Raw genomic sequence first — 16,978 nt, 5'->3', positions numbered from 1 at the left:
AACGAAATAGGAAAGAGAAAGAAATGAAAGACTGTATAAAAATACTGTTATATAAAAAGAAATCACTTTCGGGATTCCGAAAGTGATTTCTTTTTGATTATTTCCCTAAAACAAAGTTCGCAACTTCGTCTAAAATCATTTCTTTACCAAGTGGGAAGTATCCTTTGTTTACTGCATCATTTTTAATTGTAAATACGTGGTTGTTCTTAACAGCGTTCATATTTTTCCAAATTGTTTCTTCTTGGAATTCTTTTAAGCGCTGAGAACCATCACCTGTTGTAAATACGAATAAGTAATCTGGATTGTAGTCGATTAATGCTTCTTTTTGTACTTGTACTAACGGTTTATCCATTGGTGTCCCTGCAACTGCCGGTAATTTTAAATCTTTAAAAATTACGCTACCGTAACCGTAATCACCATATATGCGGAATGCATTTGGATATGCAGCCATTTTCATGAACTTCGCATCGCCAGTTTTCGCAACGATTTTATCATGTAATTTGCTTGCTTTATCATCATACTTTTTAAACCATTCTTTTGTTTCTTTTTCTTTATCAAAGATTTTACCTAATTCTTCAAACTTCGGACGCCATTGATCTAACGGAGTTTTTAACATAACAGTTGGTGCAATTTTAGATAATTGATCATAAATTTTTTCTTGACGATTATTCACAAGAATTAAATCTGGTTTTGCAGCAGCTACTGCCTCAATGTTAATTTTGTCGCCCCAAGCAGAGCCAACTGGTTTTACGCCTTTTAATTTATCTGCAATATGAGCATCAATTTTTTCTTGAGATGTATTTGCCGTAATAATTGGTTTCATTCCAAAGATTAATAATTCTTCTGTTGAACCACTAAGGTCAGCAATTTTCTTTGGTTTTGCAGGAATTTTTATTTCCCCTTTTGCATGCTGTACAGTACGTTCTTCCGCTTTTGCGTCAGCTTTCTTTTCTTCCTTCTTATCAGAAGAACAAGCTGCAAACAGGACAGAAGTAACAACGAGTACCATTGCTAATAATGTCAATTTGAATCTCTTCATATGTTTTGCCCCTCCCGGATATCATTTTCTTTATTAGCTGTATATCACTATACGAAACGATAATAACAATTTATCAATATATTACTATTATAAGTTTCGTATAACCCATTCTAACGGGTGTTCAACTTCCCACATGAAAGCGAGAAGTTCAACATCCATTAGAATGCTTCCCCTCTAACCGCTGAAGAGGGGAAGCTTCCCTATTTATGCTTTTTTACGTAATTGTTGATTAATCATCATTAAATCGTATGTTAAACAAATCGGTTTACAATTTACAGGACATGGAACAATTTGCGCTTCGATTTCAAACACTTCGCGCAGCGTCTCACTTGTCATTACTTCATCTGGAGTTCCTTGCTTAATGAGCTTACCAGCTTTTAAAGCGACCATATGATCAGAAAAACGAGAAGCATGATTCAAATCATGAATGACCATAACAATGGTACGACCTTCCTCCTGATTTAACTTCTTCAACAAATTTAATACTTCTAACTGGTGAGCCATATCTAAATATGTTGTTGGCTCATCTAATACAAGTAAGTCCGTTCCTTGAGCAAGCGCCATTGCAATCCATACTCGTTGACGTTGACCACCTGATAATGCCTCTGCTGGCCGATGCGCAAATTCTGTCATCCCTGTCACTTCAAGCGCCCAATGAATATAACGATAATCTTCGTCTTTCAACGTTCCAAATCCTTTTTGATGGGGAAAACGACCATACGAAACAAGTTCAAACACAGTAAGGCCTGTTGGCACTTCTGCAGTCTGTGGTAAAATCGCCATTTTCTTTGCAATTTCTTTTGTTGGCTGTTTCTCAATTGCTTTTCCATCCAGATAAACAGTTCCTCGTTTTGCTTTTAAAATACGAGAAGCTGTCTTTAACAATGTGGATTTCCCGCATCCGTTTGGTCCAATAATTGTCGTGATCTTTCCTTCGGGAATTTCCACTGATAATCCATCAATAATTAATCCTTCATTGTAGCCAACGGATACCGAGTCAACTGCTAAAGTTACCATTCAAAACGCGCCTCCCTTTATTTTGTCCTCATTAGTAAATAAATAAAATATGGTGCACCAATAACAGAAATAACAAGACCGACTGGTATTTCTGAAGTTGTAAGTACACTTCTAGAAATCAAATCTGCAAACAGTAACAGAAAAGTTCCAATTAACGCTGCGGTCGGTAACATAATTTGGTGTTTCCCTCCGACAAGACGCCTTGCTAAGTGTGGTGCCATCAGTCCGATAAACCCAATTCCACCTGCAACAGCTACGGATGCACCAGCTAAGCAAACGGCAATAAATAATAATTTACGTCTTTCTTTCTCAACATTGACACCGAGACCGACTGCCGCTGCATCACCTAAATTCATAACATTTAGTACATGAGCCTTTCGGATTGCAATCGGTAAAAAAATGAGCATCCATGGAAGTACACTTAATACAAACTTCCAATCCGTCCCCCATAAACTACCCGCTAACCAAATCGTTGCAAAGCGAAAGTCATTTGAAGTCATCTTCATGGAGAAAATTAAACTAACCGCTCCAAATCCTGCTGCAACTGCAATCCCAACAAGAATAAGACGCGTTGATGAAACGCCATTTTTCCATGCGAGTGTATAAATAATAACCGCCGCCAAGATCGCACCAACCAACGCAAAAAATGGAAGAATGAATACGGATAGGAACGTACCAGTTCCTACTTTTCCAAAAAAGAAATAGACGAAAACTACAACTGTTAATCCTGCCCCAGCATTAATACCAATAATTCCAGGGTCAGCAAGTGGATTTCGTGATAAACCTTGCATGATCGCTCCTGACATTGCTAGCGCGGAGCCAACTAAAATAGCAATAACCATTCGAGGCATACGAAATTCAAATAAAATAACAGATTGCTCTTCAGCCCCTAATCCGACTAACGATTTCAATACGTCTATCGGCGGTATTTTAAATGTTCCTGTATTTAAGCTAATGAAAAATATGGAAACAATTAACCCAGCTAAAATCGTTAAAACAGAAATGTTCTTTTTTGTTAAAATACTTGTCCTCACATTTTCCCTCTCCCTTCATTACGAGCTAAGTAAAGGAAGAATGGAACACCGATTAAGGCTGTAATGGCACCAATTGGTGTTTCAAATGGAGGATTGATAATGCGAGATAACATATCTGCACATTCAATTAATAAGCCCCCTAATACAGCGGAACACGGAATGACCCATCTATAATCAGACCCAACGAGAAAGCGTGTCATATGTGGAATAACAAGCCCTACAAATCCGACTGATCCAGCCATCGACACGGCTGAACCTGTTAAAACAAGTACGAGTACAGTTCCTATGAACTTAATTAAAGTTGTATTTTGCCCAAGCCCGATTGCAATTTCTTCACCAAAGCTTAAGATCGTAATGTATCTAGACATGATAATTGCTAGAATAAGACAAACAAGTCCAATTGGTAACAACATATTAATACTTGCCCATTTCACACCTGAAACGCCACCTGCATTCCACATACTCACTTCTTGAGCGAGATTAAAATAAAGTGCAATACCAGATGAGATCGCACCAAGTAGGGCACTGATTGCCGCTCCAGCTAGCGCTAACTTAACAGGTGTTAGTCCTCCTGGTGAAGAAGCTCCCACACCGTATACAATACTTGCACCAAATGCCGCTCCAACAAACGAAGCAATCACAAACATTAAGTATGGTGAATTGGGGAAAAACGCATACATAATCGCAATTCCAAATACTGCTCCATCTGTAATTCCCATTAAAGATGGTGATGCAAGTGGATTTCGTGTCATCCCTTGCATAATTGCTCCGGATACCGCTAGAAATGCACCTGCAACGACGCCTCCAATTGCTCTCGGCATGCGAAGCTCCCAAATAACATTATGATGTGTCATTGAATCATCGAATTGAAAAACAGCTTGCCATACCGTCTTTAAGCTAATATCTGCAGCTCCAAATGAAATGGAAACTGCCATACTTAAAGCCAACAAAATCGTGCCTGCTATTAAAATAATAGAAGCAATAAGCGGTCTGCTCTTAATCTCTTTTATATTTACTTGCTGCTCTATACTCCTCGCACTTGCTCCCATCCTTCAACCATCCTAACCAATAATATATATGTAACAAAATGAGATTGATTCTCAAGAAATAATAAAAAGAAAATTGACTTCCTTACCCTTTTTTGATAATGATTCTCATAATCATATTATTTATTCTACCTAGCACCATAAAAGACTGTCAACTATTATTTTACAATATACAATTACAAACATTCGGATCGAACTGCCCTTTGAATATAAAAAAAGAAGAGTGAAACGCCCACTCTTCCTCTTACTTACTTAACTTTGCTTCAATTTTCTTAATTAACTCGTCTTCATCAGGTGCTGCAACTGGACGATTGTTTACAAAAGCGAATGATTTTTTACGACCCGGCCCACAATAAGATTGACATCCAATTTCAATACTTGCACATGAATCTATTTTTTTAAGCTTCGGTATCAACGTTTTAATGTTCGTTGCTTGGCAATCATCACAAACACGAAATTCGTTTCCCATTTTATATAACACTTCCTCTATTTTAAACTTTTCACAAGTACATTTAACATAAACACTAAATGGTATTTTACCGCTCTTTTAAGCTTGATGCAAGTTTCCTCTATCGCTTCACAAGCACAGAAAACCTTTGCTTTATTTTTACTTTTCCCTACATAAATACCCTTCATTCAAACCTTATATCGTATCCACAGTAAAGAGGCGAAATAGAGTGAAACTTTAATCAGTGGGGGTTTTCTTCATCCCCCACTGATTATGAGCCCTCACCAATCGGGCTGTTACGGGCAGCCCTACTCCCACCTATCTTCTTTGCTTCTCTCTGAATCTTGAGGTGGGAGTCTTACTGCCCGTTAATGCGGGATAAATCATCAAAATCTACCATAATTTTAAAAGCTTTGTATAAAAGCAGTTCTTTTTGCCCAATATAAAAATAGGAAGTTCATAAAAAGAAAGGGAGTTGAATCTATGAAAGTAAGACAAGATGCTTGGACAGATGAGGATGATTTATTACTTGCCGAAACAGTCCTCCGTCATGTTCGAGAAGGAAGTACACAGTTAAATGCATTTGAGGAAGTTGGAGATCGATTAAACCGGACATCAGCAGCTTGTGGATTTCGTTGGAATGCTGTTGTTCGCTATAGCTATGAACAAGCTCTTCAGTTAGCAAAAAAACATCGCAAAGATAAAATGCGCGCTGCTGGCGGTGAACATGCAAAAAAACGTCTACTTTATACACCGCCAACTCCATCAGTGATCACGTCGCATGAAGAACAAGCAGTACAAGTACAACCAACTGCTTCTGAATCTTCTATCACAATGCAAGATGTCATTCAATTTTTACAAACAGTAGGATCTTCCAATGTAAAAGTAACCGCACTCGAAAACGAGAATACGAGATTAAACCAAGAATTAAAAGAGCAAATCCTTCGCAACGAAGAGTTAGAGAAGAAACTAGAAAAATTAGAAAAACAATCGAATACAGTGCAAGAAGATTACGAAACATTGATGAATATTATGAATCGTGCCCGTAAATTAGCACTGATGGACGAAGAAGAACGCACGCAAACCTCTTTTCGAATGGATCGAAACGGTAATTTAGAAAAAATTGCAGAATAAAAAGGATGCGAAAAAGGCATCCTTTTTATTCTGCAATTCAATTTCCATATTTCACTCTAATTGATCACATTCTCTTTCATTATTATATCTTCGGCCATCTTAGCCCCAGTAAGTTTCTTTTACAATCTCCCCCGCAACCTTTTTTTGCTATAATAAAGATTGTCATTTTATAGATAAGGGGTTAATGATATGAGCAATTCCCATTCGATTTTATCTCAACCAGAGTGGCGCATTATTGATCAGTCTAGTTTAGGACCTACATTCCACGCTCTGCAATCATTTGCAATGGATGATACGCTATGTACAACAATTGGAAATGGTGCTTCAGCTTCAACAATGCGCTCTTGGGTTCATCACAATACAATTGTTCTCGGAATCCAGGATTCACGGCTTCCTCATTTACAAGAAGGAGTTTCTTTCTTAAAAGAGAAAAATTTCAATGTCATTGTCCGCAATTCCGGCGGCCTTGCGGTCGTGCTTGATGAAGGGGTTTTAAATGTATCACTTTTATTCCAAGAAGCTGATAAAGGTATCGATATTGACCTTGGATATGATACAATGTGGCATTTAATTAAAGAAATGCTAAAAGATTACGATGTCAATATTGAAGCAAAGGAAATCGTAGGCTCTTATTGTCCTGGAAGCTATGATTTAAGCATTCGTGATCAAAAATTTGCTGGTATTTCACAGCGCCGTATTCGCGGAGGGGTAGCTGTACAAATTTATTTATGCGCTACAGGGAGCGGCGCTGAGCGCGCAGCTCTTGTTCGTGATTTTTACAATATAGCGATTCAAGGGGAACAAACAAGGTTTACGTATCCTAACATTGTACCGAGTACAATGGCTTCATTATCTGAATTACTAGGTGAAACAATTACTGTTCAAGACTTAATGCTGCGCCTGTTAAAAACATTGCAACAGTTTGCACGAAAGTTAACACCTTCACAACTAACGATAGATGAAGTTCCACTATATGAGATGAACTTACAGCGCATTATTGATCGTAATAATAAAGCGCTTGGCCTCGAGAAATAGCGAAAAAAGCCCCGCTCTAATAGCGGGGCTTTTTCATTATAGTGCTTGAGCTGCTGTAATTAAAGCTAACTTGTACACTTCTTCTTCGTTGCAACCACGAGATAGATCGTTTACCGGCATATTTAAACCTTGTAAGATTGGTCCTACAGCTTCAAAGTTACCTAGGCGTTGAGCAATTTTGTAACCGATATTACCAGCTTCTAAGCTTGGGAATACGAATACGTTAGCATCACCTTTTAGAACAGAACCTGGAGCTTTCTTCTCAGCTACAGATGGTACGAATGCTGCGTCAAATTGGAATTCTCCATCTAATGTTAATTCAGGAGCCATTTCTTTTGCAATACGAGTTGCCTCTACAACTTTTTCAGTTTCTGGAGATTTCGCAGAACCTTTTGTAGAGAAGCTTAACATAGCAATGCGTGGATCAATGCCGAATAGTTCAGCAGTTTTTGCACTTTCAATACCAATTTCAGCTAAATCTTGGCTATTTGGTGCAATGTTGATTGCACAGTCAGCGAATACATATTTCTCATCTTCACGTACCATGATGAATACGCCTGAAGTTTTTGTAACGCCTGGTTTTGTTTTAATGATTTGAAGTGCTGGACGAACTGTATCTGCTGTAGAATGAGCTGCTCCACTTACTAAACCGTTTGCTTTCCCCATATATACAAGCATTGTGCCGAAGTAGTTTTCGTCTTTTAGGATTTTACGAGCATCTTCTTCTGTTGCTTTCCCTTTACGGCGTTCAACGAAAGATGCTACCATTGCATCCATTTCTTCATATGTAGCTGGATCATAAATATCAACACCTGCTAATGTTAAATTCAGGCTAGCAGCTTTTGCGCTAATCTCTTCTTTATTACCAACTAGAATTGGTTTTACAATTTCTTCTTTTGCTAAACGCTCTGCAGCGCCTAAAATTCTTTCATCAGTTCCTTCAGGAAGTACGATAGAAATGCCTTTTCCTTGAACTTTTTCTTTTACTGTTGTAAATAAATCGCTCACGAATAAACCCTCCTACAAATGTTAAAAAACTCTACCTTTAAGAATACTTCTTTTCACATATATTTTAAACTTATAGCTCCTAAAAAATAGGGAAAAACGAAATGATTATATTTTCATAAAATTCAGCTTTATTAAATATAAGTTCACTCTTATTTCTATCATCTTAAAATGTGACAATTTTATGCACCCAAGCGTTACATAGATAAATTTAAAATTATATATGCTATAGTTAACGTATAAAATATCATTAACTGAGGTGAAAGAAATGAGTGAAGCAGCAAAAACGTTAGATGGTTGGTATTGTTTGCATGATTTACGTTCTATCGATTGGATATCTTGGAAAACATTATCTAGCGAAAAACGTGAACAAGCAATCGTTGAATTTTTAAATATCATTGAAAAGTGGAATAAAGTAGCTGCAGAAAAGCAAGGTAGCCATGCAATGTATACAATCGTTGGTCAAAAGGCTGATATTATGTTCATGCTACTACGTCCAACAATGGAAGAGTTAAATGAAATTGAAACAGAATTAAATAAAACAACATTAGCTGAATATATGATTCCAGCATATTCTTATGTATCTGTTGTTGAACTAAGTAATTATCTTCCAGCTGATGAAGATCCATATCAAAATCCACAAATTCTAGCACGTTTATACCCTGAATTACCAACAGCAAATCACATTTGCTTCTATCCAATGGACAAACGTCGCCAAGGTAATGATAACTGGTACATGCTTCCGATGGAAGAACGCAAAAAACTTATGTATAGCCATGGTAAAATTGGCCGCCAATATGCTGGTAAAGTACGTCAAGTAATTACAGGTTCTGTCGGCTTTGATGATTACGAATGGGGTGTAACACTGTTTGCTGATGATGTCCTTCAGTTCAAGAAACTCGTATACGAAATGCGTTTCGATGAAGTAAGCGCACGCTACGGCGAATTTGGAACATTCTTTGTCGGAAACATTTTACCAAGCGAAAAAGTAACAAACTTTTTACATGTATAAGGAAACGAAAGCTTACGCCAAAAAGTCTTACATACCGACCTTTTGGAGACAGATTTCTTCTTACGATGAGACAAGTCGTTTTAGAAAAAATGATAAGAAATGTTGAATGTAAAACGGGAGAAAGGGGATACCCCTTCCTCCCATTTTTTTATCCCGCTATTTAAGGGCAGTAAGACTCCCACCTCAAGATTCAGAGAAAAGCAAGGAAGATAGGTGGGAGTAGGGCTGCCCGTAACAGCCCGATTGGTGAGGGCTCATAATCAGTGGGGGATGAAGAAAACCCCCACTGATTAAAGTTTCACTTTATATCTTTTCATATCCTATTAAAATCCTCATTTTTCCGCAATTTTAAGTCAAAATAGATAAATTTTTGTCAAAATCCTCACAAAATCATGCTAGAATGATACAAGCTATATGCTAATAACGATGCGAAGGTGATCATGTATATGAGGAAAATCTTATCTATTTTACTAGCTTTTCTATTGTTATTTTCTTCCTTGGGAGCAACTAACTCCCATGCAGAAGAAAACATACATATAGAAGCTGCCGCTGCTATTTTATTTGATGCAGACACAGGAAAGATACTACATGAACAAAACCCTGATGAATTGCTAGCTGTTGCAAGTATGTCGAAATTGATGGTTGTGTATGCTGTTTTAGAGGCAATGAAAGCAGGAAAAATTACTTGGGATACAAAAGTAAATATTTCGGATTACGCTTATGAAGTATCGCGTAATAATGAATTTTCTAATGTTCCATTTGAAAAGGGAAGACAATATACAGTGCGAGAATTATATCACTCTATTGTTATCTTTTCCGCAAATGGATCTAGCATTGCACTTGCTGAACTTCTTGCAGGAAGTGAAAAAAACTTCTTAAAGCTTGCTGATGAATATGCAAAAAAACTAGGGTTAAAGAAATATAAATTTGTAAACGCTACAGGGTTAAATAATGCTGATTTAAAAGGAAAACATCCTGAAGGAACCGATCCAAATGGAGAAAATTCCTTATCAGCTCGCGATATGGGTATTCTAGCAAAAACAATAATTACAAAGTATCCAGAAATGTTAGAGGATACAAAACAGAGATTTCGAAACTTCCCTGATCATCATCCAAAACCAATTCGAATGGAAAACTGGAATTGGATGCTACCTGGAGCTGCATTCGCTTATGAAGGAACAGATGGATTAAAGACAGGAAGCTCTGACACAGCGGGATATGGCTTTACCATTACAGCAAAACGTGGCGACTTACGTCTTATTTCTGTAATTATAAAAACAAAATCAATGGATGAACGTTTTACAGAATCTCGCGAATTAATTGATTACGGCTTTCATAACTTTGAAAAGAAAAAATTAAAACTAGATAAAAATAATACGATTTCTGTAGTAAAAGGAAAAAAAGATGCCGTATCAATAGCACCTGAAAAGGAAATAGAAATTGTCACAAAAAAAGGAAGTAAACCACCTTACAAAATTTCTACCGAAGCCATTCCCTCCCTTGCTGAAGAGGGAAAGCTAATTGCTCCTATTAAAAAGGATGCTAAAGTAGGTTCAATTGTCTTAGAAACAACCGATCGATATGGGTTCTTAGATGGTAGTAAACAGCTGAAAGTTACGGCTAAAACAACAGAAGAAGTGGAAAAAGCAAATTGGTTTATAGTAACGTTGCGATCTATTGGTGATTTCTTTTCAAATATATGGTCAAAAATATTCGAATCATAAAGGGGCTGGCAAAATGCTAGCCTTTTTTATTATTTCCCTCCCTGTACAGTTAAAATTCTCTTTCTTAAAACTTTGTTTGGTTGTCATATCCGCTTCCTTTTCCTCATACGTATGAACTAGTAATTGTTCTAAACTTCATCCAGAAATAAACCTCTTTCTCTAATGCATTCCAAACAGAGAGGTGAGACATAATGGCTGTTATTCCGTATACAGAAGAAGATGTGAAATTATTAGCTAGGCTGATGCGCGCCGAAGCTGAAGGTGAAGGACAACAAGGTATGCTAATGGTTGGGAATGTTGGAGTAAATCGTGTTCGTGGAAACTGTTTAGACTTTAAAAGCATACGAAATTTACGCCAAATGGTTTATCAAAGACCTGGTGGATTTGAAGCAACCCAGAAAGGTTATTTCTATCAACGAGCACGCGAGCAAGATATTGCGCTTGCCAGACGGAATATTCAAGGTCAGCGTTTTTGGCCTGCAAATTTTGCATTATGGTTCTTTAGACCTGAAGGCGCTTGTCCACCAACTTGGTATAACCAACAAAATTCTGGCCGTTTTAAAAAACATTGTTTCTTTCAACCTTCCGGTTCGGACTGCCCAGGGGTGTATTAAAGGATAAACTGAGGAGGGATTTTTGAATGGCACAGCAACAAAATCCATACTACGGAACAGGTTTCTATCAACCTTCAGGAGGTTATGTGCAACAACCACAGCAACAGCAAATAACTCCGCAACAACAACAAGCTCTGCAGCAACAACAAGCTCTACAACAACAAGCTGCACAAGCACAATATGCAATATCTCAAGGAATGCTCCCATTAGAGCAATCCTATATTGAAAATATTCTTCGCTTAAATAAAGGGAAACAAGCGACTGTCGTTATGACATATGAACGCAGTAGTACTTTAGGGACACAATCTTATACTGGTATTATTGAAGCTGCTGGGCGCGACCATATCGTGATTAGTGAACCACAGTCTGGAAAGCGCTATTTATTGCTTATGATTTATTTAGATTATGTTGAATTCCCCGAAGAAATTACGTATCTACCTAGTCAACAAGCGACTTATGCTCCAAGATAATAAACAAAGCTGGCAAATGCCAGCTTTTTTTTATAATCCTTTTACAATTGCAGTTCCTAGTAAAATCCATCCTACAATAAACGCGACACCGCCAAGAGGAGTAATTGGCCCAAAAAACTTAATGCCTGTTATACTTAATGCATACAGACTTCCGGAAAACATAATAATTCCGGCTACCATAAACCAACCTGCTGCACTTACAAGAGATGACTGAATTTTGTCCATTAATAATGCAACAATCAACAATCCTCCTGCATGGAACATTTGGTATGTAACTCCTGTCTTCCACACCTCTAACATTTTAGCGGAGACTTTGTTTTCTAAACCATGTGCGCCAAAAGCTCCTAATGCAACTGATAGTCCTGCTGCAATACAACCTAATAAGAAGAAAATTTTCATAAGAATTCCCCTTTTTATCTTTATGATAAGAAATTTTCACATATAAGCCAAACGTTTTACCCTTTAAAAATCAAATAAAGAACTTCCGTTTGCATCATCTTCTTTCATATATACAGGTTCCCCAGCCGATACTGTCGTGACTTGTTGCGTTACTGGTGCTGTCATCGGATGAGACGAAATTACTTGTGACTGTAATTTCGGTTCTACATACACACTTGTTTCAGCCTGTTCATCTAATAGTAAATCACATAGTGCACGAACAACTGACAAATGCTCCTTTACCTTCTGCCCTTCACTACCTTTTGCTTTTGCAATCTCATTTGCCATTTTATTTAAAATTTTATCACTAGACACTTGCATACATCGTCACCTCTTACTTTATATTTCTTTCTTAAATTGCTCCAGTTTCTCTACCGAACCAAATACTATTATCATATCACGTTCTTGTAGTTTTTCCTGTCCTGTCGGATTATGGATCATATCTCCATTTCTTAAAATCGCTAAAATGGTGACATCAAATTGATTTCTCACGTTACTTTCCAGCAATGTTTTTCCAATCAAAATCGCATCTTTTCCAATTTGAAACTCTTCTATTGCAAATGATTGTTCTGTCCCATATAGCACTGTATCAATATAATGAACCGCCAATGGATTTGCAATACCTTTTGCAATATGAATTCCAGCCATACTAGATGGATTAATCACTTTATCCGCACCAGCGCGACATAACTTTTCTTCTGTTTCTGGTTTTTCAGCTCTAGCCACAATTTTGATGTTACGATTGAGTCCTCTTGCTGTTAGCACAATAAATACATTTTCAGCATCATTGGCAACAATCCCCACAAGGCCAGCAGCTCTCTTAATTCCAGCTTTCATTAATATTTGATCTTCCGTAGCATCACCATGTACATATAAAATTTTTTCGTTTTCTAGTACTTCTCTATCTTTATCAATAACAACAAAAGGAACTTTCTTTTCCTGTAATTCATGTACAACTTGAAGTCCTACTCTACCACAGCCGCATACAATGATATGATCTTTTAATCCTGCTATTTGTTTGTCCATTTTCTTCCTCCGCACTGCATGAAATAAATTTCCCTCTATAATCATTGCTGCCACTACCCCAATGGCATATGTAACAATCCCTACACCAATAGGTATAATTAAAAGTGCGAAAATTTTCCCAGCTTGTGTTACTGGAATTGCATCTCCATACCCTACTGTTAATACTGTAATCATTGTCATCCAAAAAGCTTGAAACAAACTAATTTCTTCTATTACCATAAATCCAATTGTTCCAAGTATTACAACAAAACACATACATATAATCGCTATTAACAATTGCCTGCGTGCATTCATACTGTTCCTCAACTCTTTTCTCAATCTACAAATCTTTGCCAGGTAAAATGAAATACGTATATACTAGAAATGGAATCTATGAAAGAGGTTGATATCATGAAAACATTTCTTTCTGCCCTGCAGTGGGCATTATTTATTTTGGCGGGTAGCCTAATTGTACCGATTAGTGTTGCCACCAGTTATGGATTGAATGGTGCTGAAGCGATTGCTTTTATACAAAGGACATTATTTGTTCTTGGATTTGCAGGCTTATTGCAAGCTCTGTTTGGCCATAAGTTACCTATTCAAGAAGGCCCGGCTGGCCTTTGGTGGGGAGTCTTCTCTCTTTATGCAAGTTTAGGTATCGTACTATTCGGATCAAACATTGAAACGCTCCGCGTCTTACAATACGCTTTCCTATTAAGCGGTATTATTTGTATTATTCTTAGTGTCTTTGGACTTATTGATAAGCTCGTTCATTATTTTACACCAACAGTAATCGGAACGTATTTATTCCTTCTTGTTGCACAGCTGAGCGGTGCTTTCTTAAAAGGAATGTTTGGGCTTGATGGAAGTCATACGAAAGTGCAAATAAACGTATTTATTCTCTCACTTATTGTTATTGTACTATCTTTTTTCATTATGAAGCTACCTATTATTGGGCAATATTCTGTTCTTTTTAGTATTGTCTTCGGATGGATTTTATTTGCGTGCTTCGGTTTATCAAATCCTATTCCACCCGTAACAGAGATCATTCGGCTTCCATCTATATTTGTTTTTGGATCGCCTCGTATTGAATGGAATATGGCAATCACAGTTCTGTTTGTCACACTACTTCTTCTTACAAACATGTTAGCAAGTATTCGCGTTGTTCAAAAAGTAGTTTCCCAATACGAAGAAAATGCAGTACAAAATCGCTTCAAGCAAGCTGGTATTATAACGGGTATCAATCAATTGCTAGGCGGTCTGTTTTCAGCGGTAGGACCTGTAGCTATTTCAGGATCAGCTGGTTTTATCGCAACAACAAATATTTATAAGCGAATTCCTTTTATATTAGGATCAAGTTTTATTATTCTCATTAGCATATTCCCAAAGATTACTTCATTCTTTGCAGCTATCCCTATCGCCGTTGGATATGCAGCCATTTATCCCGTATTTGCAAGTATGATTGGCCTTGCCTTTCGTGAATATGATTCAGTACAAAATAAAGAACGTCTATTTCGCGTTGCTGGGTTGTCGCTCTTTACTGGAATTGGGGTTATGTTTGTACCACCAGAAGCATTCTCCGCCCTTCCACCCGTTTTCGCATCATTTTTTAGTAACGGTCTCGTCCTTGGCTCCGTTATGGCCATTTTACTTGAAGTTCTATTTTCCCGTTCAAAAGACAAACAATTTTCGTAAATAGGAGAACTTCCATTATTGCACTCTACTTTTCAAGTTGCTACGATAGTTATAAATTATCATGGGCATATCGCCCTTGATAATTTATACTAACAATGTAATCTACCTTTTCTTTATGCAAGAAGAAGTTCGATGTCTTACAATTTACTTCTTCATATTTTTATTTCTAGTACTGTTATTTATCATTTCAATACAGAAAGGAACTTTCTATATGTCTTATAAAATGATTGTTTTAGATTTAGATGATACTTTATTACGTGATGATCACACGATTTCAGAGCGTACAAAGCAGGCTTTAATGATAGCTCAAGAACAAGGTGTTAAAGTCGTACTTGCTTCAGGGCGCCCAACGTTTGGTATGCGTCATATTGCTAAAGAACTTCGTTTAGAAGAATACGGAAGCTTTATCTTGTCATTTAACGGTGCAAAAATTATTAATTGTAAAACAGATGAAGAACTATTTAGCAGTACGTTATCACCTGAAATCGTTCACAATTTATATGAGATTAGTAAAGAAGAAGGCGTTTGGATTCACACATATATGGGTGATGATATTATAACGGAAGAAAATAATCCCTATACAGAAATCGAGGGACAACTTACAGGTATGCCAATTATCCAAGTAGATCGTTTTGTCGCTGCTGTACAAGAACCTGTTGTCAAAGTATTAATGAATAAAGAAGCAGAGCGACTGATTGAAGTAGAGAAGAAGCTCCAAAAACAATTAGAAGGAAAGCTAAGTGTTATGCGTTCCAAACCATACTTCTTGGAGTTCACAGAAGCTGGTGTTACAAAAGGAACGAGCTTAAACCAACTCATTCAAAAGCTTGGTATTAAGCGCGAAGAAGTCATTGCGATGGGCGACAGCTATAATGATCAGACAATGATTGAATTTGCTGGCCTTGGCGTTGCGATGGGCAATGCCCCAGATGATATTAAAGCCATCGCAAACTATGTAACAGATACGAATATGAACGACGGTGTTGCAAAAGTAGTCGAGAAATTTGTACTAGAAAATGAAGTAATTGCTTAATTTAAGCATTCATACCTCCCCTTTGAAGTCAAATACTTCAAAGGGGTTTTCTTTACATTTGAGAGATTTTGTGAAGATATTTTGAACTTTACAACATTATCATAGTGTAAACTTCGTTTTTGTATATAATGAAACAAAAAAGACTATTTTATTTTGGAAACGAATACAAATTTATTATATACAAGCTTATATTTAAGGAGGCTATCTCATGTTATCTACACCAGTTGGACGATTAAGAGCAATCGGATTCGTCGAAGGGATTTCTTTTCTATTACTATTATTTGTAGCGATGCCATTAAAATATTTTGCAGGATTTGCAGCAGCTGTGAAAATTACAGGTATGGCTCACGGTGTATTATTTATTTTATTTATCTTTGCAGTCATTCAAGTAACGATTGCAAACCGTAAATCTATTTTATGGGTTCTTGGCGCACTTCTTGCATCCGTTATTCCGTTTGGTACATTTGTATTAGATGCAAAATTAAAGAATGAACAATAAAAGGTAGCTCACACAAGCTACCTTTTTTATGATTACATTATAAATTTGGAATTTGCCAATCGATTTCTTTTTCACCAATGGTAGATAAAAAGTGATTTACTTTTGAAAATGGCTTGCTTCCAAAAAAACCGCGGCTTGCTGAAAGCGGACTTGGATGTACAGACTCAATGATATAGTGATTTGGATTCGTAATTCTTTTTTTCTTTGCTTGTGCGTGACGCCCCCATAATATGAAGATTACTGGTTTTTCACGCTCATTTAACAACTCAATGACACGGTCTGTGAACTGTTCCCATCCTTTTCCTTTATGAGAATTCGCCTCTCCTTGGCGAACTGTTAAAACAGTATTAAGCAATAATACGCCTTGCTCTGCCCATTTTACTAAATAGCCATGATTCGGAATTTCACATCCAATATCCGCCTTAAGTTCCTTATACATATTTTGTAAAGATGGTGGTACCCTTACTCCTGGTTGTACAGAAAAACTTAATCCGTGCGCTTGATTTGGCCCATGATATGGATCTTGTCCTAAAATAACAACCTTTGTATCCTCATAACTCGTATAATGTAATGCGTTAAAAATATCATTTGCATTTGGATATATGACCCGCGTACTATACTCTTCTTTTAAAAATTGTCTCAAGTTTTGATAGTATGGCTTCTCAAACTCTGGTCCAAGTATTGGTTCCCAATCGTTCTTTAAAATGTTCTTCATTACCCTCACTCCTGA

General features: G+C 37.0%; 19 protein-coding genes. 9 read left to right on the top strand and 10 right to left on the bottom strand.

Annotated elements, in window-relative coordinates; translation table 11 throughout:
• Nucleotides 1-97: 97 nt before the first annotated feature.
• The 5 genes from MR058_RS17345 to MR058_RS17325 all read right to left on the bottom strand — a co-directional run bounded on the left by MR058_RS17345 (nucleotide 98) and on the right by MR058_RS17325 (nucleotide 4,605).
• Complete coding sequence (locus MR058_RS17345; RefSeq protein WP_242145149.1) at nucleotides 98-1,039, bottom strand: ABC transporter substrate-binding protein; 942 nt, start codon at nucleotides 1,037-1,039, stop codon at nucleotides 98-100.
• 204 nt (nucleotides 1,040-1,243) lie between these two features.
• Entirely contained in the window at nucleotides 1,244-2,056 is an 813-nt protein-coding gene (locus MR058_RS17340) for an ABC transporter ATP-binding protein (protein WP_242145148.1), read from the bottom strand.
• A gap of 17 nt (nucleotides 2,057-2,073) precedes the next feature.
• Nucleotides 2,074-3,090: a FecCD family ABC transporter permease gene (locus tag MR058_RS17335; RefSeq protein ID WP_242145147.1), complete on the bottom strand. Its 1,017-nt coding sequence runs from the start codon at nucleotides 3,088-3,090 to the stop codon at nucleotides 2,074-2,076.
• Nucleotides 3,087-4,139, bottom strand: coding sequence for a FecCD family ABC transporter permease (locus MR058_RS17330; RefSeq protein WP_242145146.1), 1,053 nt, complete (start codon nucleotides 4,137-4,139; stop codon nucleotides 3,087-3,089). Before MR058_RS17330 ends, MR058_RS17335 begins: the two co-directional genes overlap by 4 nt.
• 241 nt (nucleotides 4,140-4,380) lie before the next feature.
• Nucleotides 4,381-4,605, bottom strand: a complete 225-nt coding sequence (locus tag MR058_RS17325) for a YuzB family protein (RefSeq protein WP_242145145.1) — start codon at nucleotides 4,603-4,605, stop codon at nucleotides 4,381-4,383.
• Between the two features lie 462 nt (nucleotides 4,606-5,067).
• On the opposite strand from MR058_RS17325, the gene MR058_RS17320 reads away from it, so the two are divergent.
• Together MR058_RS17320 and lipL are read left to right on the top strand one after the other, a co-directional pair.
• Nucleotides 5,068-5,718 carry an RsfA family transcriptional regulator gene (locus MR058_RS17320; protein WP_242145144.1) on the top strand — a complete coding sequence of 217 codons (651 nt, stop codon included), beginning with the start codon at nucleotides 5,068-5,070 and terminating at the stop codon, nucleotides 5,716-5,718.
• Between the two features lie 189 nt (nucleotides 5,719-5,907).
• The gene (gene lipL / locus MR058_RS17315) at nucleotides 5,908-6,753 is read left to right on the top strand and encodes an octanoyl-[GcvH]:protein N-octanoyltransferase (RefSeq protein WP_242145143.1); all 846 of its coding nucleotides are present in this window, start codon (nucleotides 5,908-5,910) and stop codon (nucleotides 6,751-6,753) included.
• A gap of 36 nt (nucleotides 6,754-6,789) precedes the next feature.
• Here the strand turns inward: lipL and pta are convergent, their stop codons facing one another.
• The gene (gene pta / locus MR058_RS17310) at nucleotides 6,790-7,761 is read right to left on the bottom strand and encodes a phosphate acetyltransferase (RefSeq protein ID WP_242145142.1); all 972 of its coding nucleotides are present in this window, start codon (nucleotides 7,759-7,761) and stop codon (nucleotides 6,790-6,792) included.
• 265 nt (nucleotides 7,762-8,026) lie between these two features.
• On the opposite strand from pta, the gene hemQ reads away from it, so the two are divergent.
• From hemQ to gerQ, 4 genes are all read left to right on the top strand, one after another.
• Complete coding sequence (gene hemQ, locus MR058_RS17305; protein WP_242145141.1) at nucleotides 8,027-8,770, top strand: hydrogen peroxide-dependent heme synthase; 744 nt, start codon at nucleotides 8,027-8,029, stop codon at nucleotides 8,768-8,770.
• Nucleotides 8,771-9,210: 440 nt separating this feature from the next.
• Nucleotides 9,211-10,494, top strand: a complete 1,284-nt coding sequence (locus tag MR058_RS17300; protein WP_242145140.1) for a serine hydrolase — start codon at nucleotides 9,211-9,213, stop codon at nucleotides 10,492-10,494.
• Between the two features lie 191 nt (nucleotides 10,495-10,685).
• Nucleotides 10,686-11,108 carry a cell wall hydrolase gene (locus tag MR058_RS17295; protein WP_242145139.1) on the top strand — a complete coding sequence of 141 codons (423 nt, stop codon included), beginning with the start codon at nucleotides 10,686-10,688 and terminating at the stop codon, nucleotides 11,106-11,108.
• 26 nt (nucleotides 11,109-11,134) lie between these two features.
• Complete coding sequence (gerQ, locus tag MR058_RS17290) at nucleotides 11,135-11,578, top strand: spore coat protein GerQ (protein ID WP_242145138.1); 444 nt, start codon at nucleotides 11,135-11,137, stop codon at nucleotides 11,576-11,578.
• Between the two features lie 30 nt (nucleotides 11,579-11,608).
• Here gerQ and MR058_RS17285 read toward each other — a convergent pair whose 3' ends face one another.
• From MR058_RS17285 to MR058_RS17275, 3 genes are all read right to left on the bottom strand, one after another.
• Nucleotides 11,609-11,977 (bottom strand): DUF423 domain-containing protein, encoded by a 369-nt coding sequence (locus MR058_RS17285; protein ID WP_242145137.1) that lies wholly within the window; start codon nucleotides 11,975-11,977, stop codon nucleotides 11,609-11,611.
• Between the two features lie 63 nt (nucleotides 11,978-12,040).
• On the bottom strand, nucleotides 12,041-12,337 hold the full coding sequence (locus tag MR058_RS17280) for a YwdI family protein (RefSeq protein WP_242145136.1): 297 nt from the start codon (nucleotides 12,335-12,337) through the stop codon (nucleotides 12,041-12,043).
• 18 nt (nucleotides 12,338-12,355) lie between these two features.
• A complete protein-coding gene (locus tag MR058_RS17275) occupies nucleotides 12,356-13,336 on the bottom strand; it encodes a potassium channel family protein (protein WP_242145135.1) in 981 nt (326 codons plus the stop codon).
• A gap of 96 nt (nucleotides 13,337-13,432) precedes the next feature.
• Here MR058_RS17275 and MR058_RS17270 point away from each other — a divergent pair, with 96 nt between their 5' ends.
• The 3 genes from MR058_RS17270 (at nucleotide 13,433) to MR058_RS17260 (ending at nucleotide 16,248) form a co-directional block, all read left to right on the top strand.
• Nucleotides 13,433-14,716, top strand: a complete 1,284-nt coding sequence (locus MR058_RS17270; RefSeq protein ID WP_242145134.1) for a purine/pyrimidine permease — start codon at nucleotides 13,433-13,435, stop codon at nucleotides 14,714-14,716.
• A gap of 211 nt (nucleotides 14,717-14,927) precedes the next feature.
• Nucleotides 14,928-15,749: a Cof-type HAD-IIB family hydrolase gene (locus MR058_RS17265; RefSeq protein ID WP_242145133.1), complete on the top strand. Its 822-nt coding sequence runs from the start codon at nucleotides 14,928-14,930 to the stop codon at nucleotides 15,747-15,749.
• Between the two features lie 208 nt (nucleotides 15,750-15,957).
• The gene (locus tag MR058_RS17260; RefSeq protein ID WP_012096361.1) at nucleotides 15,958-16,248 is read left to right on the top strand and encodes a DUF3817 domain-containing protein; all 291 of its coding nucleotides are present in this window, start codon (nucleotides 15,958-15,960) and stop codon (nucleotides 16,246-16,248) included.
• Between the two features lie 37 nt (nucleotides 16,249-16,285).
• On the opposite strand, the gene MR058_RS17255 is transcribed toward MR058_RS17260, so the two are convergent.
• A complete protein-coding gene (locus MR058_RS17255; protein ID WP_242145132.1) occupies nucleotides 16,286-16,963 on the bottom strand; it encodes a uracil-DNA glycosylase in 678 nt (225 codons plus the stop codon).
• Nucleotides 16,964-16,978: the final 15 nt, after the last annotated feature.

Origin of the sequence: Bacillus cereus group sp. BfR-BA-01430, from assembly GCF_022663115.1 — a bacterium.
In the GTDB taxonomy this organism is placed as follows: domain Bacteria; phylum Bacillota; class Bacilli; order Bacillales; family Bacillaceae_G; genus Bacillus_A; species Bacillus_A cereus_BD.
Note: the sequence above shows the minus strand (reverse complement) of the source record. Positions and strands in the feature narration are given on the sequence as shown.